23 protein-coding genes are annotated in these 20,885 nt (G+C 66.8%); 15 read left to right on the forward strand and 8 right to left on the reverse strand.

Going from position 1 to position 20,885, the window contains the following annotated elements; genetic code table 11:
• Nucleotides 1-19: 19 nt before the first annotated feature.
• From P0645_RS04605 to msrB, 3 genes are all read right to left on the reverse strand, one after another.
• Complete coding sequence (locus tag P0645_RS04605) at nt 20-844, reverse strand: RNA polymerase sigma factor (RefSeq protein WP_284163398.1); 825 nt, start codon at nt 842-844, stop codon at nt 20-22.
• Nucleotides 825-1,256, reverse strand: a complete 432-nt coding sequence (locus P0645_RS04610; RefSeq protein WP_284163399.1) for a hypothetical protein — start codon at nt 1,254-1,256, stop codon at nt 825-827. Before P0645_RS04610 ends, P0645_RS04605 begins: the two co-directional genes overlap by 20 nt.
• 76 nt (nt 1,257-1,332) lie before the next feature.
• The gene (msrB, locus tag P0645_RS04615) at nt 1,333-1,800 is read right to left on the reverse strand and encodes a peptide-methionine (R)-S-oxide reductase MsrB (RefSeq protein ID WP_284163756.1); all 468 of its coding nucleotides are present in this window, start codon (nt 1,798-1,800) and stop codon (nt 1,333-1,335) included.
• 242 nt (nt 1,801-2,042) lie between these two features.
• Here msrB and cobS point away from each other — a divergent pair, with 242 nt between their 5' ends.
• The 4 genes from cobS (at nt 2,043) to P0645_RS04635 (ending at nt 7,383) form a co-directional block, all read left to right on the forward strand.
• The gene (cobS, locus tag P0645_RS04620) at nt 2,043-3,017 is read left to right on the forward strand and encodes a cobaltochelatase subunit CobS (RefSeq protein WP_284163400.1); all 975 of its coding nucleotides are present in this window, start codon (nt 2,043-2,045) and stop codon (nt 3,015-3,017) included.
• 69 nt (nt 3,018-3,086) lie between these two features.
• Nucleotides 3,087-3,575: an REP-associated tyrosine transposase gene (locus P0645_RS04625; protein ID WP_284163401.1), complete on the forward strand. Its 489-nt coding sequence runs from the start codon at nt 3,087-3,089 to the stop codon at nt 3,573-3,575.
• 41 nt (nt 3,576-3,616) lie between these two features.
• On the forward strand, nt 3,617-5,482 hold the full coding sequence (gene cobT / locus P0645_RS04630) for a cobaltochelatase subunit CobT (RefSeq protein ID WP_284163402.1): 1,866 nt from the start codon (nt 3,617-3,619) through the stop codon (nt 5,480-5,482).
• A gap of 92 nt (nt 5,483-5,574) precedes the next feature.
• The gene (locus P0645_RS04635) at nt 5,575-7,383 is read left to right on the forward strand and encodes an aminopeptidase P family protein (protein WP_284163403.1); all 1,809 of its coding nucleotides are present in this window, start codon (nt 5,575-5,577) and stop codon (nt 7,381-7,383) included.
• 1 nt (nt 7,384) lies between these two features.
• Here the strand turns inward: P0645_RS04635 and aguB are convergent, their stop codons facing one another.
• On the reverse strand, nt 7,385-8,254 hold the full coding sequence (aguB, locus tag P0645_RS04640) for an N-carbamoylputrescine amidase (RefSeq protein WP_284163404.1): 870 nt from the start codon (nt 8,252-8,254) through the stop codon (nt 7,385-7,387).
• A gap of 125 nt (nt 8,255-8,379) precedes the next feature.
• Between aguB and P0645_RS04645 the strand changes: the two genes are divergently transcribed.
• The 4 genes from P0645_RS04645 to modC are packed head-to-tail and all read left to right on the forward strand — an operon-like array spanning nt 8,380 to nt 11,276.
• A complete protein-coding gene (locus P0645_RS04645) occupies nt 8,380-8,751 on the forward strand; it encodes a winged helix-turn-helix domain-containing protein (RefSeq protein ID WP_284163405.1) in 372 nt (123 codons plus the stop codon).
• 55 nt (nt 8,752-8,806) lie between these two features.
• The gene (modA, locus tag P0645_RS04650; RefSeq protein ID WP_284163406.1) at nt 8,807-9,538 is read left to right on the forward strand and encodes a molybdate ABC transporter substrate-binding protein; all 732 of its coding nucleotides are present in this window, start codon (nt 8,807-8,809) and stop codon (nt 9,536-9,538) included.
• Nucleotides 9,535-10,212 carry a molybdate ABC transporter permease subunit gene (modB, locus tag P0645_RS04655; protein ID WP_284163407.1) on the forward strand — a complete coding sequence of 226 codons (678 nt, stop codon included), beginning with the start codon at nt 9,535-9,537 and terminating at the stop codon, nt 10,210-10,212. The genes modA and modB overlap by 4 nt, the downstream gene beginning before the upstream one ends.
• A complete protein-coding gene (gene modC, locus P0645_RS04660; protein ID WP_284163408.1) occupies nt 10,209-11,276 on the forward strand; it encodes a molybdenum ABC transporter ATP-binding protein in 1,068 nt (355 codons plus the stop codon). Before modB ends, modC begins: the two co-directional genes overlap by 4 nt.
• A 73-nt stretch (nt 11,277-11,349) precedes the next feature.
• Here modC and P0645_RS04665 read toward each other — a convergent pair whose 3' ends face one another.
• Complete coding sequence (locus P0645_RS04665) at nt 11,350-12,075, reverse strand: alpha/beta fold hydrolase (RefSeq protein WP_284163409.1); 726 nt, start codon at nt 12,073-12,075, stop codon at nt 11,350-11,352.
• An 89-nt stretch (nt 12,076-12,164) separates the two neighbouring features.
• On the opposite strand from P0645_RS04665, the gene P0645_RS04670 reads away from it, so the two are divergent.
• The 3 genes from P0645_RS04670 to P0645_RS04680 are packed head-to-tail and all read left to right on the forward strand — an operon-like array spanning nt 12,165 to nt 13,593.
• The gene (locus P0645_RS04670) at nt 12,165-12,617 is read left to right on the forward strand and encodes an NUDIX domain-containing protein (RefSeq protein ID WP_284163410.1); all 453 of its coding nucleotides are present in this window, start codon (nt 12,165-12,167) and stop codon (nt 12,615-12,617) included.
• On the forward strand, nt 12,614-13,108 hold the full coding sequence (locus P0645_RS04675; RefSeq protein ID WP_284163411.1) for a GreA/GreB family elongation factor: 495 nt from the start codon (nt 12,614-12,616) through the stop codon (nt 13,106-13,108). The genes P0645_RS04670 and P0645_RS04675 overlap by 4 nt, the downstream gene beginning before the upstream one ends.
• A complete protein-coding gene (locus P0645_RS04680) occupies nt 13,102-13,593 on the forward strand; it encodes a GNAT family N-acetyltransferase (RefSeq protein ID WP_284163412.1) in 492 nt (163 codons plus the stop codon). Before P0645_RS04675 ends, P0645_RS04680 begins: the two co-directional genes overlap by 7 nt.
• A gap of 489 nt (nt 13,594-14,082) precedes the next feature.
• On the opposite strand, the gene groL is transcribed toward P0645_RS04680, so the two are convergent.
• From groL to P0645_RS04695, 3 genes are all read right to left on the reverse strand, one after another.
• Nucleotides 14,083-15,723, reverse strand: coding sequence for a chaperonin GroEL (groL, locus tag P0645_RS04685; protein ID WP_284163413.1), 1,641 nt, complete (start codon nt 15,721-15,723; stop codon nt 14,083-14,085).
• A 45-nt stretch (nt 15,724-15,768) separates the two neighbouring features.
• Nucleotides 15,769-16,056, reverse strand: a complete 288-nt coding sequence (gene groES / locus P0645_RS04690) for a co-chaperone GroES (protein ID WP_284163414.1) — start codon at nt 16,054-16,056, stop codon at nt 15,769-15,771.
• A 142-nt stretch (nt 16,057-16,198) separates the two neighbouring features.
• On the reverse strand, nt 16,199-16,414 hold the full coding sequence (locus P0645_RS04695; RefSeq protein ID WP_284163415.1) for a hypothetical protein: 216 nt from the start codon (nt 16,412-16,414) through the stop codon (nt 16,199-16,201).
• A 143-nt stretch (nt 16,415-16,557) separates the two neighbouring features.
• Between P0645_RS04695 and P0645_RS04700 the strand changes: the two genes are divergently transcribed.
• The 4 genes from P0645_RS04700 (at nt 16,558) to P0645_RS04715 (ending at nt 20,885) form a co-directional block, all read left to right on the forward strand.
• Complete coding sequence (locus P0645_RS04700; RefSeq protein WP_284163416.1) at nt 16,558-17,556, forward strand: TraB/GumN family protein; 999 nt, start codon at nt 16,558-16,560, stop codon at nt 17,554-17,556.
• A 754-nt stretch (nt 17,557-18,310) separates the two neighbouring features.
• Nucleotides 18,311-19,231 carry a manganese-dependent inorganic pyrophosphatase gene (locus tag P0645_RS04705; protein WP_284163417.1) on the forward strand — a complete coding sequence of 307 codons (921 nt, stop codon included), beginning with the start codon at nt 18,311-18,313 and terminating at the stop codon, nt 19,229-19,231.
• Nucleotides 19,232-19,350: 119 nt separating this feature from the next.
• Nucleotides 19,351-20,226: a TIGR01459 family HAD-type hydrolase gene (locus P0645_RS04710; protein ID WP_284163418.1), complete on the forward strand. Its 876-nt coding sequence runs from the start codon at nt 19,351-19,353 to the stop codon at nt 20,224-20,226.
• 215 nt (nt 20,227-20,441) lie between these two features.
• On the forward strand, nt 20,442-20,885 hold the full coding sequence (locus P0645_RS04715) for a MaoC family dehydratase (RefSeq protein ID WP_284163419.1): 444 nt from the start codon (nt 20,442-20,444) through the stop codon (nt 20,883-20,885).

Raw genomic sequence — 20,885 nt, forward strand, 5'->3', positions numbered from 1 at the left:
CCGTCGGTCCTGGAACCAGTCAGCCGTCCGTGCCGCAGCCGCTGTCGGGCGTGGTCGCCCCAAGGCCCTCAACCTCAATCTCGGCGGTACGGCGCCAGAAGATCGCGTGCAGCGCTTCCATGCTACCCGGCTCGGCGGCCCGCACGATAGCGATACGATCGGCAACCGACGAGACGTCTGGAAACGGCCCGCCCCGGCGGTCCTCGACCGCCAGCATCTGCAAACCCTTGCACTGGTGGCAGATTCCGGTTTTCGAAACCAGCGAGCAGAGACCTTCGAAGCGCTCGGTCATTGCCTGCCGCGCAGCCGACAGCCGGTGGCGAAGGACGGAATCGGATGTGCCAAGCACTGTCGATGCCTCACGCGCCGACAACTCCATCACGTCGCGCAGAACCAGTGCCGCCATTTCGTCCGGCGGCAGCGACCGGCCGACACAGGCAAAGCAATAGGCCACATGTTCCCGCACTTCAAAGGCGAAGTCCGGGGCGCTGGCGGCGGCCATGACCTCGCCCGACAGCTCCTCGGACCCATAGCAGAGGTTGGCATAAGCCACCTGAGCCTCGGCCCGCCAACGCTTGCCGGCGCGCAGATGGTCCAGCGCCGTACGCGTCGCGATCGCCGTCAGCCAAGTCGAAAAGGCAGACTCGCCGCGAAAGCCGTCAAGGCCCCGCCAGGCCTTGACGAGCGTGTCCTGCAGAATGTCGTCGCCATCCTCGACGACCCCAACCAGACGACGCACGACCGACCGCAGTCGCGGCAGGTGGGCGGCCGCCAGCCGATCGAAGGCGGCGCGGTCGCCCTGCCGTGCGCGTTCGACAAGCTCCTCAGCGGGTTGCTGTTGCATCATGCCCTCCCCGGCAGGCAATGCCGCCGAAAGTGATCCCGACCGCGGCCAGAATGAAACCCGGAAGGGCATCGGTAAAGGCAAGATGTCCCGGAACGAGCACGAAGATGATCAGCCCGGCTTCGACGGCCAGCACCAGCAAGCTGTTCACCGCAAGTCCCATCGGGTCATTGCGCCGGTTGGCGAAGATGGCAATCGCCGCTGCGGCCAAACCAAGGGTCACGAACAGGTAGGAAAGATAGCCAAGTATGGCACCCGCAAGCGGTGATTGCGGCCCATCCGCGCTGCGATAGAAGGCAAAGCCCGCCTCTGGGCTCTCGGCCAGACCGGCGAGGATGGCGCCGCCACCCAAGACATGCAAAAGGCCCCAAAGCAGAAAACCGGCGGTGCCGGCATGGGAAAGTCGAGACATCAGATCCTCCATTCGGTTGCTGATGTCTCTTTGACGTTTCGTACAGTGTATTCCGCCAACCCTTTGAAAAGAAAGGTCACGCCGGTCGGAAGACCAGCGCCAGACCGTTCATGCAATAGCGCTTGCCGGTGGGTTCCGGCCCGTCGTTGAAGACATGGCCCAGATGCCCGCCGCAGCGGCGGCAATGGACCTCGGTCCGTTTGCCGAGGAGCCCCCAGTCGGCCTTGGTAGCGATGGCATTCGGCAGGGGTTCAAAGAACGACGGCCATCCGGTGCCGCTGTCGTATTTGGCGTCCGAGGAATAAAGCGCCAGATCGCATCCGGCACAGAAGAAGGTGCCCTTGCGGTGCTCGTCGTTCAACGGGCTCGATCCGGCGCGCTCGGTATCTTCCTCGCGCAGCACGGCATATTGCGCGGGCGTCAGGATCGCGCGCCATTCGGCCTCGGTCTTCGTCACCTCGAATGTCTCCTCGGCCGCCAGGGGCCGTGCGACACCAAGCGCCGCAAGGGCGCTGCCGAGGCTGAGGAGGGTTCGCCGTGTCATCATCGCAGTGTCCTTTCGATGCATCGTTCCAGTGATGCCAGATTTACGGATCACGGCGGGTAAAAGTTGCGTGGGCACGCATCACGGGCAGCGCCGATTTGTCACGAGTACAATTCAGCTGCGTCGCGGCGCCGGTTTTGGCGCGGAAACGACGCCCCCCGACCTTGCACCCCCCCCGATAATCGTCCATCAATCGTCAGGCTCCGGCCGGCCCTGCCGGCCCCTAGAGAACGGCGGACGGTATGTTGGATCATCAGGCAAAACCCACGGAAGAAATCTCGGTCCACGATGTCTTCGGCATCGACACCGAAATGAAGGTCAAGGGTTTTGCCGACCGCACCGACCGCGTGCCGGAGGTGGACCATACCTACAAGTTCGACCCCGACACGACGCTCGCGATCCTTGCAGGCTTCGCCTACAACCGCCGGGTCATGATCCAGGGCTATCACGGCACCGGCAAGTCGACCCATATCGAACAGGTCGCGGCGCGGCTGAACTGGCCCTGTGTCCGGGTGAACCTCGACAGCCACATCAGCCGGATCGACCTCATCGGCAAGGATGCGATCAAGCTGCGCGACGGCAAGCAGGTGACCGAATTCCACGAAGGCATCCTGCCCTGGGCGCTTCGCAACCCCGTCGCCATCGTCTTCGACGAATATGACGCGGGCCGGGCGGACGTGATGTTCGTCATCCAGCGGGTTCTGGAGCATGACGGCAAGCTGACGCTGCTTGATCAGAACGAGATCATAACGCCACACCCCTCCTTCCGCCTCTTCGCCACCTCGAACACCGTGGGCCTGGGCGATACGACCGGGCTTTACCACGGCGTCCAGCAGATCAACCAAGCGCAGATGGACCGCTGGAGCCTCGTCTCGACGCTGAACTACCTCAGCCACGACGCCGAGGCCGCGATCGTGCTGGCCAAGAGCCCGCACTACAATACCGAGAAGGGCCGCAAGCAGATCAGCCAGATGGTGACGGTGGCCGACCTGACGCGCACCGCCTTCATGAACGGCGATCTCTCGACCGTCATGAGCCCGCGGACCGTGATCAACTGGGCCCAGAACGCCGAGATCTTCCGCAATCTCGGCTATGCCTTCCGGCTGACCTTCCTCAACAAGTGCGACGAGCTGGAGCGCCAGACGGTAGCGGAGTTCTACCAGCGCTGCTTCGACGAGGAACTGCCGGAAAGCGCGGCCTCTCAGTCGATCAGGTAGGATGGGCAATATTGCCCATCCTACGCCGGATTTAACGCGCCCTTAACCAAGTCACGCGAGTTTGTCGCAATGACAAACTACCGCCGCCTCCGCCTGCCCGGCGCCACATATTTCTTCACGCTCTGCCTCCAGGAACGGGGCGGGACCACGCTGACCGACAATATCGCCTGCCTGCGCGAAGCCTATCGCAAGACGATCGCCGAACGTCCGGTCACCTGCCCGGCCATCGTCATCCTGCCCGATCATTTACATGCCATCTGGACCGAGCCCGCCGACTGCGTCCAGTTTTCCGAACGCTGGCGCCGCATCAAGGCACGTTTCTCCCATGCGCTCTGCGACCAATTCGACCCGTGTGACAGCAAACGGCGCAAACGCGAGCGTGGGCTCTGGCAGCGTCGTTTCTGGGAGCATGCCATCCGCAGCGAGAAGGATTTCATCGCCGCGATGGATTATTGCCGAACCAACCCGGTAAGACACGGGCTGGTAGAAGAGCCCGAGCACTGGCCCTATTCGAGCTTCACCCGTAGGATGGGCAATACTGCCCATCCTACGTCATGAACCCCTTGCGGCACCCAGGCTGTAATGGTTGAGTGCCGCTCATGACCCAACGCTCCGACAACCCCGCCGATCCGTTCAAGAAGGCGCTCGCCGAGGCGACAAAGACCCTCGCCGACGAGCCCGAACTGACCGTCACCTATTCGGTCGATCCGCCCGGCATGACCGGCGATACGATGCGGCTGCCGCAGGTCTCTCGCCGGCTGACGCGGGACGAGGTGTTGATCGCGCGCGGCACGGCGGATGCTTTCGCGCTGCGTCGCCGTCATCATAGTGAGGCAGTCGCGGCGAAATACATGCCCCAGGGCCAGATGGCGCGCGACCTCTATGATGCGATGGAAACCGCGCGCTGCGAGGCGGTGGGCGCGCGCGACATGCCCGGCACGCTTGGCAATATCGATGCCAAGATCGCCAACGAGGCCGAGCGGCGTGGCTATGCGCAGATCAGGACCGCGCAGGAGGCGCCGCTGGCGCAGGCCGCGGGTTATCTTGTCCGCCATCTGGCGACGGGGCGCCCGATGCCCGGCGGTGCGGGCCATGTGATGGAGCTTTGGCGGCCGTTCATCGAACAGCAGGCTGGCGGCAGCCTTGAAACGCTGGAAGAGGCGCTCGCCGATCAGGCCGCCTTCGCCCGCCTCGCCCGCCAGATAATCAAGGATCTGGGCTATGGCGACCAGCTGGGCGAGGACCCGGACGAAGGCGAGGAGGATCAGGGCGACGAGGCCGAGCCCGAGGATCAGCCCGACACCGAGGGCCAGGAGGAAAGCGAAAGCCAGGAGGAGGATGCCTCGCCCGAGCAATCCCAGGAGGATCAGCAGGACGCGGCCGAGAGCAAGGTCTCCATGGACGACATGGCCGACATGGAGCAGGGCGAGGAAGCCGAACTGCCGGAATCGGACGCGCCGCTGGAACCGCCGCCGCCCGCGCCCCATTCCGACGCCGATCCGAATTACAGCGTCTATGCGACCGAGTTCGACGAGGAGATCAAGGCCGAGGATCTGGCCGAACCGGCGGAACTGGAACGGCTGCGCGCCTATCTCGACCAGCAGCTGGAGCCCTTGAAGGGCGCGGTGTCGCGGCTCGCGAACAAGCTGCAGCGGCGCCTTCAGGCCCAGCAGAACCGGTCGTGGCTCTTCGACCTCGAGGAAGGCATCCTCGATGCCGGGCGGCTTGCCCGCGTGGTGGCTAACCCGACGACGCCCCTCTCGTTCAAGGTCGAGAAGGATACCGAGTTCCGCGATACCTGCGTGACTTTGCTTCTGGACAATTCGGGCTCGATGCGCGGGCGCCCGATCTCGATCGCGGCGATCTGCGCCGATGTTCTGGCGCGCACGCTCGAACGCTGCCAGGTGAAGGTCGAGATCCTCGGCTTCACCACCCGCGCCTGGAAGGGCGGGCAGGCGCGCGAGAAATGGCTGGCGGCGGGCCGCGCCGCCCATCCCGGCCGCCTGAACGACCTGCGCCATATCATCTACAAGAGCGCCGATGCGCCCTGGCGGCGGGTGCGCTCGAACCTCGGGCTGATGATGAAAGAGGGCCTCCTCAAGGAAAACATCGACGGCGAGGCGCTGGAATGGGCGCACCGGCGGATGGTGCACCGGCCCGAGCAGAGGAAGATCCTGATGGTGATCTCCGACGGCGCGCCGGTCGACGATTCCACCCTGTCGGTCAATCCGGCGAACTATCTGGAAAAGCACCTGCGCGACGTGATCGCCATGGTGGAGCGGCGCAAGGCGGTGGAGCTGATCGCCATCGGCATCGGCCATGACGTGACGCGCTATTACCAGCGCGCGGTGACGATCACCGATGTCGAGCAGCTGGCGGGCGCGATGACCGAACAATTGGCGAGCCTCTTCGACGCCGACCCGCGCCTGCGGGCGCGGGTTCTGGGGATGCGGAAGGTGGCGTGATATCGTCCGGGCTCCGCCCGGCCGATCCGTGCGAGGGGGCTTTGCGCCCCCTCGCGCTCCCCCGCAGGATATTTGGAAACGGAAGAGACGCGATGTTTCAGACTTTCGAGGTGACGGCGGCGCCCGGGCACGGGGCGGCGCGACTGGCCGGGCTTCGCGCCGCGCTGACGGCGGCCGACCTTCAGGGCTTCATCGTGCCGCGCGCCGATGTGCATCAGGGGGAATATGTCGCTGACTGCGATGCGCGGCTGCAATGGCTGACCGGTTTCACCGGATCGGCGGGCTTTTGCGTCGTCTTGCCGGAGGTCGCGGGCGTTTTCGTCGATGGCCGCTACCGCACGCAGGTGAAGGGGCAGGTCGACCTCTCGGTCTATACGCCCGTCGACTGGCCCGAGATGAAGGCGGGCGACTGGATCGCGGAAAGGGCCCCGGCGGGGGCGCGGATCGGCTATGACCCCTGGCTGCACACCGCGCGCGAGATCGAGGAGATCGAGGCGCGGCTGGCCGGGACCGGCATCCTGCTTGTGGCGTCCTCAAATTTCGTCGATGCGGTCTGGACCGGGCGGCCGGCGCCACCTTGCGGCAGGGTTGCCATTCACCCCCTTGAATTTGCGGGGGAACCATCTTCGGGCAAGCGGCGGCGGCTGGGCGAGGGGCTGGCCCGCGACGCTCAGGCGGCGGCGGTCCTGACGCTTCCCGACTCTCTTTCCTGGCTTCTCAACATCCGTGGCGCCGATATTCCGCGCAATCCGGTCGTGCAATGCCTCGGGCTGCTGCTTGCCGATGGCAGCGTCGATCTGTTCATCGATCAGGCCAAGCTTGGTCCAGAGGTCCTGGCCCATCTCGGCCCCGATGTGCGGATCGCGGCGCCCAAGGCTTTCGAGGCCGCGCTCAGGGACCTTCGCGGCAGGATCCGCGTCGACCGGGCGACCGCGCCGGTGGCCGTGTCCCGTATCCTCGCCGACGCGGGTGCCGAGGTCGTCTGGGGGCAGGATCCCTGCCTTCTGCCCAAGGCGCGCAAGAATGCGGCCGAGGTCGCGGGCATGGTCGAGGCGCATCTGCGCGACGGGGCGGCGATGGTCGAGTTCCTCGCCTGGCTTGATCGGGACGTGCCGAAGGGCGGCATGACCGAGATCCGCGCGGTGACGGCGCTTGAAGGGTTCCGCCGCGCCTCGAACGCGCTTCAGGACATCAGTTTCGAGACGATCTGCGGATCGGGACCGAATGGCGCGATCATGCACTACCGGGTGAGCGAGGCAAGCGACCGGCCCTTCGCGGCGGGCGAGATCGTGGTGATCGATTCTGGCGGGCAGTATCTTGACGGGACGACCGACATCACCCGGACGGTGGCCATCGGTGAGCCCGGGCAGGTGGAAAAGGAGTGCTTCACCCGTGTCCTTCAGGGCATGATCGCCATTTCGCGGCTGCGCTGGCCGAAGGGCCTCGCGGGCAGCCATCTCGATGCGATCGCGCGCTATCCCCTGTGGCTCGCCCATCAGGACTACAACCATGGCACCGGCCATGGTGTCGGCGCCTATCTCTCGGTTCATGAGGGCCCGGCGGGCCTGTCGCGGCGTTATGACGTGCCGATCGAGGCGGGCATGATCCTGTCGAACGAACCCGGCTATTACCGGGAGGGCGCCTTCGGCATCAGGATCGAGAATCTGGTGCTGGTCGAGGCGGCGGAGGTGCTTGAGGGCGGCGATGCCGAGCGCGAGATGCTTCGCATGCGCACGCTCACCTTCGTGCCGATCGACCGGCGGCTGATCGCCACGGGTCTTCTGACGCGGGCCGAGGTCGACTGGGTCGATGCCTATCATGCCGAGGTGGCGCGGAAGATCGGGCCGCGCCTGTCGGACGGGGCGCGGCGCTGGCTGGATGCGGCAACGGCGCCGCTTTAGGTCAGGCGCGCCCGTCGAGGCTGATGAGCGGGCGGTAGAGCTCGGGCCGCCGGTCGCGGAAAAGGCCCCAGCTGCGGCGCAGGTCGCGGATCGCGTCGAGGTCGAAGGTGGCGGTCAGGACGGCTTCCTCCTCGCGCCCCGCCTGTGCAACCAGCTGCCCGCATTGGTCGGCGATGAAGGACGAGCCGTAGAAGGTCACGAACCTGTCCCCCTGTTCCTCGCGCCCGATCCGGTTCGAGGCGATCACCGGCAGGATGTTGGCGGCCGCGTGGCCGCGCATGACCATTTCCCAATGGGGCTGACTGTCATAGCCGGGCGCGGGCGGTTCGGAACCTATTGCCGTCGGATAGAGGAGCATTTCCGCGCCCTGCAGCGCCATGGCGCGGGCGGCCTCGGGAAACCACTGGTCCCAGCAGATGCCGACCCCGATCCGCCCGACGGCCGTATCCCAGACGCGAAAGCCGCTGTCGCCGGGAGAGAAGTAGAATTTCTCCTCATAGCCCGGCCCCTGCGGGATGTGGCTCTTGCGATAGCGGCCGAGCGTGCGTCCATCGGCATCGATCATGGCGAGCGAGTTGAAATGCGCCATCCCTGAGCGTTCGAAGAAGCTGACCGGCAGCACGACGCCCAGTTCGCGCGCAAGCGCACCGAAGCGGGCAAGGACCGGATTGCCGTCGAACGGCAGCGCATGGGCGAAATGGGCGGGATCTTCGGTGATGCAGAAATAGGGGGTTGCGAACAGTTCCTGGAGAAGGACGATCTGTGCGCCTTTGCCGACCGCCTGGCGGATGAGGCTTTCGGCGCGGTCGAGGTTTGCAGGCAGGTTCCAGGAGCAGGCGAACTGGGTCGCGGCGACGGTGACTGTGCTCATTCCTTCTCCTTTGCCGGTTCTGGGAGACGCCGGTCAGCGAGGGGGCCTTGCGCCCCCTCGCGCTCCCCCGCAGGATATTTGAGAACGAAAGAGGGGAAAGGGGCATTTTGAGCAGGGGCCGCCATATGGAAGAGAAGGACCTCTATCCCCGCCTGCGGTTGAAGGTGGTGATGGGCCCCGGCCTGTGGATCGGGCCGGGCAAGGCCGATCTGCTGGAAGGGATCGCCGCGACCGGCTCGATCTCGGCTGCCGGGCGGCGGATGGGGATGAGCTACAAGCGCGCCTGGGGGCTGGTCGAAGTGCTGAATGCAATGTTCGACGCGCCCCTGGTCGCCGCATCGCGCGGCGGGGCGGAGCGCGGCGGGGCGGCGTTGACGGCGCGGGGGGCAGAGGTGCTGGCACTCTATCGCCGGGCGGAGGCTGCGAGCCGTGCGGCGAGTGCCGCCGAGATCGGGGGTTTGGCGGCCCTGAGGCGCGATATGTCCGACGAGAAATAACGGTTGCCGCAGGGCGGGCTCCGTTATATCCGTTCGGAAACAACGGAGCCCGGTCATGGCGCGCCTTCTCCTGCTGCTCTGCTTCCTTCTTCCCTCCGCGCTTGCCGCGGAAACAGCGCTTGTCGCGGTCGCGACGAATTTCGCGCCGGTGGCCGAGGCGCTTGCGGATGCCTATTCGGAAGCCTCGGGCGACGACATCCGCATCACGGCGGGGGCGACCGGGAAGCTTGCCGCCCAGATTGCCGCCGGCGCACCGTTCGACGCTTTCCTGTCGGCAGACAGCGCCACTCCGGCCCGGCTTGCTGGCGACGGGCTGGCCGTCGGGGGTACGGCGCGGCCCTACGCGCTCGGCCGCCTCGCGCTCTGGTCCGCCGATCCGGCCCGCGACCTCGGCGATCCGGCCGCCGCCCTGCGCGCCGCGCGCCATGTGGCCATCGCCAATCCCGATCTCGCCCCCTACGGTCAGGCGGCGATGGAGGTGCTGGACCATCTGGGCCTGACCGGGGAGGTCGCACCGAAACTGGTGACCGGCGAGAATGTCGGCCAGGCGTTCGGCATGGTGGCGAGCGGTGCGGCGGATCTGGGCTTCGTCGCCGCCGCCGCGCTGACGGCGGAGACGGGCGGCAGCGTCTGGACGGTGCCCGAGGAGGATCATGCGCCGATCGTCCAGTCTTCTGTCCTTCTGGCCCATGGCGCCCGGAACAGGGCGGCGGCGGGCTTTCTGGCCTACCTGGCCAGCCCGACGGCACGCGAAGCGATCGGCGCGGCGGGCTACGGCCTGCCATGAGCGCCCTGCCCGACCTCGCCCCCCTTTGGCTGACCCTGCGCCTCGCGGCGCTGGTGACGGCGCTTCTTCTTCTTCTCGGCACGCCGCTCGCCTGGTGGCTCGCGCGGAGCCGCGCGCGGCTTGTGCCGCTGGTCGAGGCGCTGACCGCCCTGCCGCTCGTCCTGCCGCCGACGGTGCTGGGTTTCTACCTGCTCCTCGCCTTCAACCCGCAGGCGCCCCTTGGGGCAAGCTGGCTCGCCCTGACCGGCCAGACGCTGACCTTTTCCTTCGCGGGGCTCGTTCTGGCCTCGCTCCTCTATTCGCTGCCCTTCACCGTCCAGCCCTTGCAGGCCGCCTTCTCCGCGCTCGGGCCTGCACCCCTTGAGACCGCCGCGAGCCTCGGTGCCCGGCCGTTCGATGCCTTCCTCACCGTGGCGCTTCCCCTGTCGCTGCGCGGCTACCTGACCGCCGCCGTCCTGACCTTCGCCCATACTTTGGGCGAATTTGGCGTGGTCCTGATGGTCGGCGGCAATATCCCGGGCGAGACGCGGCTCATTTCCATCGCAATCTATGAACAGGTCGAGCGTGCAGATTACCCCGCCGCGCATGCCCTCTCGGCCCTTCTCGTGGCCCTGTCCTTCGCCGTGCTTCTGGCCCTCTACGCGGTCAACCGCCGCGCCGGGCGCCCGGCATGACCGGGCTCGACCTGGCCTTCCGCCTGCCGCACGGGCCCCGGGGGATCGAGATCGACCTCACCCTGCCCGCCACAGGCCTCACCGCGATCTTCGGGCCCTCCGGCGCGGGCAAGAGCTCGATCCTGCGCGCGATCGCCGGGTTCGAGCGCACCGGCGGCCTGATCCGCTTCGGTGAGGAGACATGGGAAGACGGGCGCCGCTTCACCCCGCCCCACCGGCGCCGCATCGGCATGGTCTTTCAGTCCCCGCGCCTCTTCGACCACCTCGACGTGGCGGGCAACCTCGCCTATGCCGCCCGGCGCGCCGGATGCCTGCAGGACCTGAGACCCACCGCCGAGGCGTTCGGGCTAACCCCGCTCCTCTCCCGCCGTCCCGCGACGCTTTCGGGCGGCGAGGCGCAGCGCGTGGCGCTCGTGCGCACACTCCTCTCCCGCCCGCGCCTTCTTCTGATGGACGAACCGCTGTCGGCCCTCGACGCCGCAAGCCGCGCCGCGATCCTGCCGCTGATCGAACGGTTGCGCGACGAGGCGCGCCTGCCGATCCTCTATGTCAGCCATTCGCTTGCCGAGGTGGCCCGTCTCGCCACCCGCACCGTAGCACTTGCCGAAGGCCGGGTGCGGGCCCAAGGCGCCACCGCCGAGGTCCTGGCCGATCCACGCGCCGCCCCCGCCTTCGGCAGCGAGGAACCGGGCAGCCTGATCGAGGCCCGCTATGCGGGCGCGGAACCGCAAGGCCTCTGCCGCCTTTCCCTCTCCGACGGAAGCCTGATCCTGCCCGCTCTGACCCCCGAGCCCGCCCCGGGCGAAATCTTGCGGCTCATGATCCGCGCCCGCGACGTGATGATCGCGACCGTGCCGCCCATGGGCCTCAGCGCGCTGAACATCCTGCCCGCCCGGGTCGTTTCCCTGACCGATCTCGATCCGGCCACCGTCGATGTCCATCTGACGGCGGCTGGCGCCGCGCTCCGCGCTCGCCTCACCCGCCGCTCGGTCGAAGGGCTCGGTCTCGCGCCCGGCGCGCCCTGCCATGCAATCGTGAAATCCGTGGCTCTCGCGCGCGACTGACGGTCTGCCCGGGGCCCGAGAGGGACAGAGCGAAGAGAGCACGCAGGGCTCGATGAGCGGCCCGGCCGCGGGCTCAGGGCAGGAACTGCCCCAGCGCCTGCCAGTAGGTCAGGCTGCGGTCGAACCGGCCATTGGCAAGGAATGCCTCGACCTGGGCTATCACCAGGGGATTGTTCATCATGAACGTGTGGGTCACCGGCAGCACGATATGATCGTTCATCCCCCGGACCTTCGTCGCCTCGACCGAGACCTTGCCGTCATCCGCCCCCCCGATCACATAGGAATAGACCGGGTTGAGCGACCGGTCGCCCGCGATCACCCCCAGATCGAAGCGCGCCATGCCAAGCCGGTTCGGCACGCTCGCGGGATCGGTCCCAAGTTCCAGCCCCGCCGGGCCGTTCACCCAGTCGAAAAGCGTGAGCCCACCGAAGGCATCTACCAGTTCCGACCCTTTGTTGGGCGGCGCGAGCATCACCACGCGGCCCATATGCTTCGGCCGGTGATCCACCAGCCAGGCGCGGGCAAGAATGCCGCCCATCGAATGGGTCACGAAATCCACCCGTTCCTCGCCGCAGGCGGCAACGGCGGGCGTCACGTAGAAGCGCACCAGATCCTCGATCGGCGCCTCGGTCGAGGGATAGGCGGAATTCACCACCCGGTAGCCCTGCTCCTCCAGCGCCCGCTCCATGATCCTCAGCGAGGCATCGGTGCGCGCCAGCCCATGCAGCAGAACCACGCAATCGGCCCGCGCCACGGGCGCGGCAAGAAGCAGGAACAACAGGATCAGGGCACGGAACATGGCCCTGAAATAATCTCCCCGCGCGCCGCGCGCCAGCCTTTCGCACCACGCCCTTGCGTCACCGGCGGCCGACAGGCACTCTCCCGCCCATGAAGCACCGCTCGCCCCGCCTCGCCGTCCGCGCCATCCTCGTGCAGGAGCAGAGACTCCTCCTCGTCAACGCCTATCCCGGTACCCGGTCGGACCTCTGGTGCGCCCCGGGCGGCGGGGTCGAGCCCGGCCTGTCCTTGCCTGACAACCTGCGTCGCGAGCTGCACGAGGAATGCGGCATCGAGGTCGCGGTCGGTCCGCTCGCGCTCGTGAACGAATTCCACGATCCGAAATCGGGCTTCCACCAGGTCGACCTCTTCTTCCGCTGCAGCTTCGCGGGCGCGGGCCTGCCGACCGGCTGGCGCGATCCCGAAGGGGTCGTCTCGCGCCGGCGCTTCTTCGAACGGCAAGAACTGGCCGGGATAAGGCTGAAGCCCGACAGCCTCGCTGCAATCGCCTTTTCCGAAGGCACCGCCGCCCACTACGACCCGCTCGAGGAAATCGTGCCATGAGCCGCGCCTTCGTGAAGGAGGACGGGCCGGACACTGAACCCCTCCCCGACCTGCCTCTCTCGCCGCATCCGAATTACGTGACCCCGCGCGGGCTGGCCGCGCTGCACAGACGCCTCGCCGAAACCCAGGCCGCCCTCGCCGCCCTGAAGGCCCGCCCCGACCGGCTCGACCGCCTGCCCGAACGCGCCGCCGAACGCGACATCCGCTACCTCACGGCCCGCCTCGCCAGCGCGATCCCCACCCCGCCGCCCGCAGCGCCCGGCGAAGCCGCCTTCGCCACGCGCGTTACGGTCGCCGACGACGAGGGCCGGGAAAGCAGCTACGAAATCACCGGCGAGGACGAGGCCGACGCGAGCCTCGGCCGCATCGCCCCGCAATCCCCCCTCGCCCGCGCGCTCATCGGCGCGCGGGTGGGCGAGCTTGTCACCTGGCGCCGCCCGGCAGGCGCGACCCAGCTCGAGGTCGTGAAGATCGAGCCCCTGCCATGTTGATCCGCCCACTCGACCCTGTGACCGACCGCGTGCGCGTCGATCGCTTCTTCCTCGACGCGGCGGATTATGTCCGCCTCGAACGCGGCGCCGATCCCGACACCGAGGTGACAGAAGAATATTTCACGGACCACCCGCCCGGCACCGACCCCGCCACCAGCTACCGCGTCGGCCTCTTCGAGCAGGACCAGCTCGCGGGCCTCGCCGACCTCGCCTTCGGCTATCCCGAAGCCACCGATGCCTTCCTCGGCCTGATGATGTTCACCCCCGCCGCGCGTGGCCGCGGCCTCGGGCAAGCCTTCCTCCGCCATCTCGAGACCGAGGCGCGCCGCCGGGGCGCCACGCAGATCTACATAGCGGTCCTCGACGCCAATCCGCGCGGCCGCGCCTTCTGGGAGCGTGAAGGCTTCCGCCTGGCGCTCGCCAACCGCCCCGTCACGCTCGGCCGGAAAACCCAGATCGCCCACCGGATGGTGAAACAGCTCTGACCGCTTTCATCTTGGCCCAAATACCTCCGCCGGAGGCACCCGAGCCGCCCCGGCCCCTGTCGGGGCGGCGAGAGATGTCCTGACCCCGCGCCTTGCGCGCGGGGTCTCCGCCGGATCAGACGGCTCCGCCGCGCACCGGTGGGGAAGTAGGCGCCCCCCAAGCACCGGACGCGCGGCCGCCGCACGCTCCGACGCACCGGGGTCAGGCGGCCGAGCATGGCCGCCCCGGCGCCAGCCACACCGCGGCGAAGGCGGGCAGGGTCAGCGACGTGAGCCGGAAAGGCAGAGGGCCCGGACGCTGGGCGCCCGCCCTTCCAGGAGGAAGCAGGAGTTTGCCGCCAACCGGATTTCGGCACGAAATCCGGCCGGACCCTTCGGAAGGGTCCGGCGCGAAATCTTTGAAGATTTCGGACAGGCCCGACGCAGCGGTCCGGAACGAAAAAGGGCGGCCCGAAGGCCGCCCTCTGGGTCCGTCGACCGGAGCGATGATTACATCATCCCGTCCATGCCGCCCATGCCGCCCGGCATGCCGCCGGCGGGCGAGGAGTCCTTCGGACGCTCGGCGATCATCGCTTCGGTGGTGATGAGAAGACCGGCAACCGAGGCCGCATCCTCAAGCGCGGTGCGCACGACCTTCGCCGGGTCGATGACGCCGAACTTGAACATGTCGCCATATTCTTCGGTCTGGGCGTTGAAGCCGAAAGTCTTGTCGTTCGACTCGCGGACCTTGCCGGCCACGACCGATCCGTCGACACCGGCATTCTCGGCGATCTGGCGCAGCGGCGCTTCCAGCGCCTTGCGGACGATCGCGATGCCGTTGTCCTGGTCGGAGTTCGCGCCCTTCAGGCCTTCAAGCGTCTTGGCCGCCTGGATCAGCGCCACGCCGCCGCCGACGACGATGCCTTCCTGAACCGCCGCACGGGTGGCGTTCAGCGCGTCATCCACACGGTCCTTGCGCTCTTTCACTTCCACTTCGGTCATGCCGCCGACGCGGATCACCGCGACGCCGCCCGCGAGTTTGGCCACACGTTCCTGCAGCTTTTCGCGGTCATAGTCCGACGAGGTTTCCTCGATCTGGGCGCGGATCTGGCTGACGCGCGCCTCGATTTCGGCCTTCTCACCGGCGCCGTCGATGACGGTCGTGTCGTCCTTCTTGATCAGCACGCGCTTGGCGCGGCCGAGCATGTCGAGCCCGACATTTTCAAGCTTCATGCCGAGGTCTTCCGAGATCACCTGCCCGCCGGTCAGGATCGCGATGTCCTGCAGCATGGCCTTGCGGCGATCGCCGAAGCCCGGCGCCTTGACGGCGGCGATCTTCAGGCCGCCGCGCAGCTTGTTCACCACGAGCGTGGCAAGCGCTTCGCCTTCCACGTCTTCCGCGATGATCAGCAGCGGCTTCTGCGACTGGATGACCGACTCGAGCAGCGGCACCATCGGCTGCAGCGACGAGAGTTTCTTCTCGTGCAGGAGGATGAGGCAGTCGTCGAGTTCCGCCGTCATCTTGTCGGCGTTCGTCACGAAATAGGGCGAGAGGTAGCCGCGGTCGAACTGCATGCCTTCGACGACCTCGGTCGAGGTCTCAAGGCCCTTGTTCTCCTCGACGGTGATCACGCCCTCATTGCCGACCTTCTGCATCGCGTCGGCGATCTGGCGGCCGATCTCGGCTTCGCCGTTCGCGGAGATGGTGCCGACCTGTGCCACTTCGGCCGAGTCGGTGACCTTCCGGGCAGCCGCCTTGATCGCTTCGACGACGCGCGCGGTGGCGAGATCGACGCCGCGCTTGAGATCCATCGGGTTCATGCCGGCGGCAACCGCCTTCATGCCTTCCTTGACGATCGCCTGGGCGAGAACGGTGGCGGTGGTGGTGCCGTCGCCCGCCTCGTCATTGGTGCGGGAAGCGACTTCCTTCACCATCTGGGCGCCCATGTTCTCGAACTTGTCGGCCAGCTCGATTTCCTTGGCGACAGACACGCCGTCCTTGGTGATGCGGGGCGCGCCGAACGATTTCTCGATCACCACGTTGCGGCCTTTCGGGCCGAGGGTGACTTTGACGGCATCGGCGAGGATGTTCACGCCGCGCAGCATGCGGTCGCGGGCATCGGTATCGAATTTGACGTCCTTAGCAGCCATCTGGCTTCTCCTTCGGATGTATGTGGATGTGGGGAAAGGTCAGTCTCAGGCGATGACGCCGAGAATGTCCGATTCCTTCATGATCAGCAGTTCTTCGCCGTTCAGCGTGACTTCGGTGCCCGACCATTTGCCAAAGAGGATGCGGTCGCCCGCCTTCACCGACATCGGGATCAGCTCGCCCGAATCCTTGCGCGCGCCCTCGCCCACGGCGACAACCTCGCCCTCGGCCGGCTTTTCCTTGGCGCTGTCGGGGATGATCAGCCCGCCCTTGGTCTTGTCCTCGGACTGGATGCGCTTGACGACAACGCGGTCATGCAGCGGTTTGAAAGCCATCTGGTAACACTCCCTTGGGTTTCCAGGTTCAAATGAGAATTAGCACTCATGTTGGCTGAGTGCTAACGCGCCGTAGTTAGGCGTCACGCGGGCGTGAGTCAACGGCATTCGCCCGGAAAATTTTCGGGATGGGATCTGCCGCTCAGGGCTTGATGGCGCCGCGCAGGCCGATCCCGACAAGACCGGCATTGATCAGGAGGTAGGGGGAGGTGTTGCCAAAGGTGGTGCTGACCGCCTTCGCCCAGTCGCTCAGGTGGTGAACAGGTTCGAAGGCGATGAAAAGCCCGGCGATGACCGGCGCGGCCGAGGCCAGCCAGGTGAGCGAGGTGGGCTTGAAGTAGCGGGGTCTCTGCGCCATCGGGTCCTCCGGTATCGCCCCATCTGATCACCGGACCGTTGCCCGCGGGTGAAGGCGCCGAACGCCCGACCGTTGGCGTTCGCACTGGTCATCCCCCGGAACCCGTGGCAGTCTCGCCCGACCCCCGAACCGCAAGGCCCTTCATGCTCCGTTCCCTCCTCGCCGCCTTCTCGCTTCTCCTCGCGCCCGCAGCCGCCAGCGCCGCCGCGCTCACCTGCGCGGGCCAGGACCTGATCGCCGCCCTGCCGCCGGACGACCGCGCGGAACTGGATGGGGCCACCGCCAGCGCCCCCTATCCCACCGGCAACCACTGGCGCGCCACGAAGGCCGACAGCGTGATCGACGTGATCGGCACCATGCATGTCCACGATCCGCGCATGGATGCCCCCGTCCAGCGCCTTCTGCCGCTGATCCGTGCCGCCGATGCCATCTATCTGGAAGCCACCGACAAGGAGATGGCGGAAATCGAGTCCGCGATGGCCACCCGCCCCGACCTGATGGTCTCGACCGGCCCCACCCTGCCCGAACGGCTGAGCGAGCCCGACTGGCAGGCGCTGTCCGCCGCCATGACCGAACGCGGCATTCCCCCCTTCATGGCCGCGAAGATGCAGCCCTGGTATGTCTCTGTCCTTCTGTCGATGCCGCCCTGCGCCATGGGCGCCTTGGCGAACGGAGCCGACGGGCTCGACCATCTGATCGGCGAGGCGGCGAAGGCCGAAGGCAAGCCCCTTCACGCGCTCGAGCCCTATGACACGATCTTCAGGATCTTCAGCTCGATCCCGCCCGAGGAACAGATCGACATGCTGCGCACCGCCCTGCCGACCGCGAACCAGTCCGAGGACATGCTGCGCACCATGATGGAAAGCTATTTCCGCGAGGACCATCGCCAGATCATGCAATTCGCCCGCCTCGCGGCGATCCGCGCCCTGCCCGATCAGACCGATACCCTGGACCGGGAGTTCACCGAGATGGAGGAAGCGCTGCTCTATGGCCGCAACCGCGCCTGGATCGAGGTCCTGCGCGAGGCCGCACCCGGCAAGACACTGGTCGTCGCGGTCGGCGCGGGGCATCTGTCCGGCGAGGACGGGCTGCTGAAGCTTCTGGAGCGCGAGGGCTACAGCCTCGAACGCCGCCCGTTCTAGCGGGAAGCGGCCCGGGCCTTGCCGCCCGGACCGCCCCCTGTCAGCCGCGCGGTCCACTGGCCTTGCCGGGCAGGAACCTTGGCTTCAGCCGGGGGGCGCCCTTCGCCGCGCGTCCGGTCTTTCCGCCCAATGCGGATTTCAGATCAAAGCGCGTCGTCGCGGGCGGATTGGACAAGCGCTTTCCTAGGCCAACCGCCGTCAGCGGTGGCATCTTGGTCTTTTTCGGCATTCATGTGCCTCATGTGGAAAATGGCAGACTGGCCTGCGACAGCAGGCCGCGACCGGCCCGAAGGCTCAGGCGGAAAGATCCATTCTCGGGGCACTCCTCATGATCGCTGTTGGTGCGGCGGCGCATCCGGCGCCGCCCGGCTCACACCCGCAAGGGGATCAGCGCTTCAGGTCCATGTCACGACACGCCTCATGAGAGGCCGTGATCGTCAGGCGACTGGCGACGAAAGTCAAGTGGCGGACAGAAACGAGACAGGACGGCACGGCATCATGGCGGGTCCGCCCACCGGACCGGGATGGCCTCGGCCCCGGGCAGTATGCGCGCACCGCCCTGCCACTTACTAGAAAACATCTTACACCACTCACAGGTCCAGCAGAACTGTCCCTGTCGTCATTTGACCATACGGCAGGCATGAGTCAACAATTTCGCACAGCATAGGCGATTTTTCGCACATCCCCATGGCGCCGTGACAACAGGCGCGAAGCTGCCTATAAGGCGGCCGATTTCCCATGAACGGACCCAGCCATGACCACCCTCGTTTTCGGCCACAAGTCGCCCGACACCGATTCCACCGGCTCGCCCATCATCTGGGCCTGGTATCTCTCTGAGATGAAAGGCACCCCGGCCAAACCCGTCCTCCTCGGCGAACCCAACACCGAAGCCGCATTCATGCTGAAGCATTGGGGGCTCGAGAAACCCGCGATCATCTCGGATGTCTCCGAAGGCGACAGCGTCGTCATCGTTGACACCAACAACCCCGCCGAACTGCCGCCCTCGGTCAACGACGCGAAGATTGAGGGCATCATCGACCACCACATGCTGGTGGGCGGCCTGAAGACGCGCAGCCCGATCGACATCACCATCCGCCCGCTGGCCTGCACCGCGACGATCATGCACGACCTGATCGGCCCCGACCTTGCGAAGGCCCCGAAGGCGATCAAGGGCGCGATGCTCTCCTGCATCCTCTCCGATACGCTGGAATTCCGTTCGCCCACCACGACCGCGCATGACAAGGCCGTGGCCGAGACACTCGCGGCCGACCTCGGCGTGAACATCGCCGATTACGCATCCGAAATGTTCGCCGCCAAATCCGACGTCTCGGCCTTCTCGGACGCGGAACTCCTGCGAATGGATTCGAAGGAATACAACATCGACGGCAAGGAACTGCGCGTCTCGGTTCTGGAAACCACCTCGCCCAAGGCCGTCCTCGACCGCAAGGCCTCGCTCATGGCCTCGATGGAGGGCGTCGCGAAAGAAGACGGCGCCGATCAAGTCCTTCTGTTCGTCGTCGATATCCTGAAGGAGGAGGCGACGCTGCTCGTCCCCAACGACCTCGTCAAGCGCATCGCGGAAGCCTCCTTTGGCGCCAAGGTCTCGGGCGACACCGTCGTTCTGCCGGGCATCATGAGCCGCAAGAAGCAGATCATCCCGGCGCTGAAGATGTAATCGACCGCCGCCGCCCCGCCCCGGGGCGGCGGCCGATGTGTCGGGACGCTGTCGGGACGGATGCCATACGCAAGACCGACGCGTGCCAGACGCCCGTTTCCAGCCCAGGAGCCCGCCCCATGACCCGCATCATCCACTCCCTGGCCGAGGTCTCCGAAGGCTATGACGCGCTCTTCTGTGACCTCTGGGGCTGTGTCCATGACGGTATCCGCCCCTTCCCCGCCGCCGTGGACGCCCTGCGCGCCTTCCGCGCCCGCGGCGGCAAGGTGGTGCTCGTCACCAACTCCCCCCGCCCCCGCGCCTCCGTGGCCGGACAACTCGACCGGATCGGCGTTCCCCGCGACTGCTGGGACACGATCGCCTCCTCCGGCGACAGCGCCCGCGCAGCGATGTTTCAGGGCGTCGTCGGGCAGAAGGTCTATTTCATCGGCGATGGAGAAACCGACGCCGGCTTCTTCAGCCCGTTGAAAATCCTGGACAATCCGGTCGAGATCACCAAGGTCCCGCTCAATGAGGCCGAAGGCATCGTCTGCACCGGCCCGTTCGATCCGATGGCCGCCCCCTCGGTCTACCGCGCCGATTTCCTCTATGCCAGGACCAAGCGCATGAAGCTTCTCTGCGCCAATCCCGACATCGTCGTCGACCGCGGCGAGGTGCGCGAATGGTGCGCGGGCGCGCTCGCGCAGCTCTACACCGAGATGGGCGGCGAAAGCCTCTACTTCGGCAAGCCCCATCCGCCGATCTACGACCTCGCCCGCCGCCGCCTCGCCGCGCTCTGCGATGTCGAGGACCCGCGCATCCTCGCCGTCGGCGACGGCATCGCCACCGACATCCAGGGCGCGATGGGCGAAGGGATCGACGCGCTCTTCATCACCGGCGGCCTCGCCGCGACCGAATTCGGCGCGGACGTCGAAAACCCCGATTCCGGACTTCTCGGAAGCTGGCTCGACGCCGCCCAGATGTCGCCCCGCTACGCCATCGGCCGCCTGCGCTGATCCTTCTTCATCTTGGCACAAATACCTCGGGAGGGGTCCGGGGAGGGCAGCGCCCTCCCCGGCGGGTCGCCCGCAACGCGGGCGAAACATCCGCCCGCACAGAAGCAACATTGTTGCATCGCGCGCCGAAAAATCAGTCTTAAATTACCAGACCGATTGCGCCGCATCGCAGCATCCTCTATGCTGCGCCGCAATCAACTCCGGGACTCATGATGATGCTCGACAATCAGCCGCGCGGAACGATCTGCATCGAGGATCTCGAGATCGGGATGAGCCGCTATCTGCAAAAGACCATCACCGACCGCGACATAGAGATGTTCGCCGAGGTCTCGACCGACCGCAACCCCGTCCACCTCGACGAGGCCTATGCCCGCGACACGATCTTCGAGGGTCGCATCGCCCATGGCATGCTGACAGCGGGCCTTATCTCTGCGGTCATCGGCGAACAGCTGCCCGGCCACGGCACGGTCTATCTCGGCCAGACGCTGAAGTTCATGGCCCCCGTCCGCCCCGGCGACACGGTCCATGCCGAAGTCAAGGTTATGGCCATCGACCACGCCAAGCGGCGCGTGACCCTTGAAACCCACTGCGCCGTGGGCGATAGGGTGGTCCTCAAGGGCGAGGCGGTCGTACTGGCGCCAAGCCGCAAGTTCGACTGA

The sequence above is a fragment of the Frigidibacter sp. SD6-1 genome, from assembly GCF_030143255.1.
Taxonomy (GTDB): domain Bacteria; phylum Pseudomonadota; class Alphaproteobacteria; order Rhodobacterales; family Rhodobacteraceae; genus TMP-24.

Bases quoted from the DNA above. Each gene is read 5' to 3' on its own strand.
- P0645_RS04605 (WP_284163398.1), bottom strand. From the start codon at position 844: ATGCAACAGCAACCCGCTGAGGAGCTTGTCGAACGCGCACGGCAGGGC.
- P0645_RS04610 (WP_284163399.1), bottom strand. From the start codon at position 1,256: ATGTCTCGACTTTCCCATGCCGGCACCGCCGGTTTTCTGCTTTGGGGC.
- msrB (WP_284163756.1), bottom strand. From the start codon at position 1,800: ATGACACGGCGAACCCTCCTCAGCCTCGGCAGCGCCCTTGCGGCGCTT.
- cobS (WP_284163400.1), top strand. From the start codon at position 2,043: ATGTTGGATCATCAGGCAAAACCCACGGAAGAAATCTCGGTCCACGAT.
- P0645_RS04625 (WP_284163401.1), top strand. From the start codon at position 3,087: ATGACAAACTACCGCCGCCTCCGCCTGCCCGGCGCCACATATTTCTTC.
- cobT (WP_284163402.1), top strand. From the start codon at position 3,617: ATGACCCAACGCTCCGACAACCCCGCCGATCCGTTCAAGAAGGCGCTC.
- P0645_RS04635 (WP_284163403.1), top strand. From the start codon at position 5,575: ATGTTTCAGACTTTCGAGGTGACGGCGGCGCCCGGGCACGGGGCGGCG.
- aguB (WP_284163404.1), bottom strand. From the start codon at position 8,254: ATGAGCACAGTCACCGTCGCCGCGACCCAGTTCGCCTGCTCCTGGAAC.
- P0645_RS04645 (WP_284163405.1), top strand. From the start codon at position 8,380: ATGGAAGAGAAGGACCTCTATCCCCGCCTGCGGTTGAAGGTGGTGATG.
- modA (WP_284163406.1), top strand. From the start codon at position 8,807: ATGGCGCGCCTTCTCCTGCTGCTCTGCTTCCTTCTTCCCTCCGCGCTT.
- modB (WP_284163407.1), top strand. From the start codon at position 9,535: ATGAGCGCCCTGCCCGACCTCGCCCCCCTTTGGCTGACCCTGCGCCTC.
- modC (WP_284163408.1), top strand. From the start codon at position 10,209: ATGACCGGGCTCGACCTGGCCTTCCGCCTGCCGCACGGGCCCCGGGGG.
- P0645_RS04665 (WP_284163409.1), bottom strand. From the start codon at position 12,075: ATGTTCCGTGCCCTGATCCTGTTGTTCCTGCTTCTTGCCGCGCCCGTG.
- P0645_RS04670 (WP_284163410.1), top strand. From the start codon at position 12,165: ATGAAGCACCGCTCGCCCCGCCTCGCCGTCCGCGCCATCCTCGTGCAG.
- P0645_RS04675 (WP_284163411.1), top strand. From the start codon at position 12,614: ATGAGCCGCGCCTTCGTGAAGGAGGACGGGCCGGACACTGAACCCCTC.
- P0645_RS04680 (WP_284163412.1), top strand. From the start codon at position 13,102: ATGTTGATCCGCCCACTCGACCCTGTGACCGACCGCGTGCGCGTCGAT.
- groL (WP_284163413.1), bottom strand. From the start codon at position 15,723: ATGGCTGCTAAGGACGTCAAATTCGATACCGATGCCCGCGACCGCATG.
- groES (WP_284163414.1), bottom strand. From the start codon at position 16,056: ATGGCTTTCAAACCGCTGCATGACCGCGTTGTCGTCAAGCGCATCCAG.
- P0645_RS04695 (WP_284163415.1), bottom strand. From the start codon at position 16,414: ATGGCGCAGAGACCCCGCTACTTCAAGCCCACCTCGCTCACCTGGCTG.
- P0645_RS04700 (WP_284163416.1), top strand. From the start codon at position 16,558: ATGCTCCGTTCCCTCCTCGCCGCCTTCTCGCTTCTCCTCGCGCCCGCA.
- P0645_RS04705 (WP_284163417.1), top strand. From the start codon at position 18,311: ATGACCACCCTCGTTTTCGGCCACAAGTCGCCCGACACCGATTCCACC.
- P0645_RS04710 (WP_284163418.1), top strand. From the start codon at position 19,351: ATGACCCGCATCATCCACTCCCTGGCCGAGGTCTCCGAAGGCTATGAC.
- P0645_RS04715 (WP_284163419.1), top strand. From the start codon at position 20,442: ATGCTCGACAATCAGCCGCGCGGAACGATCTGCATCGAGGATCTCGAG.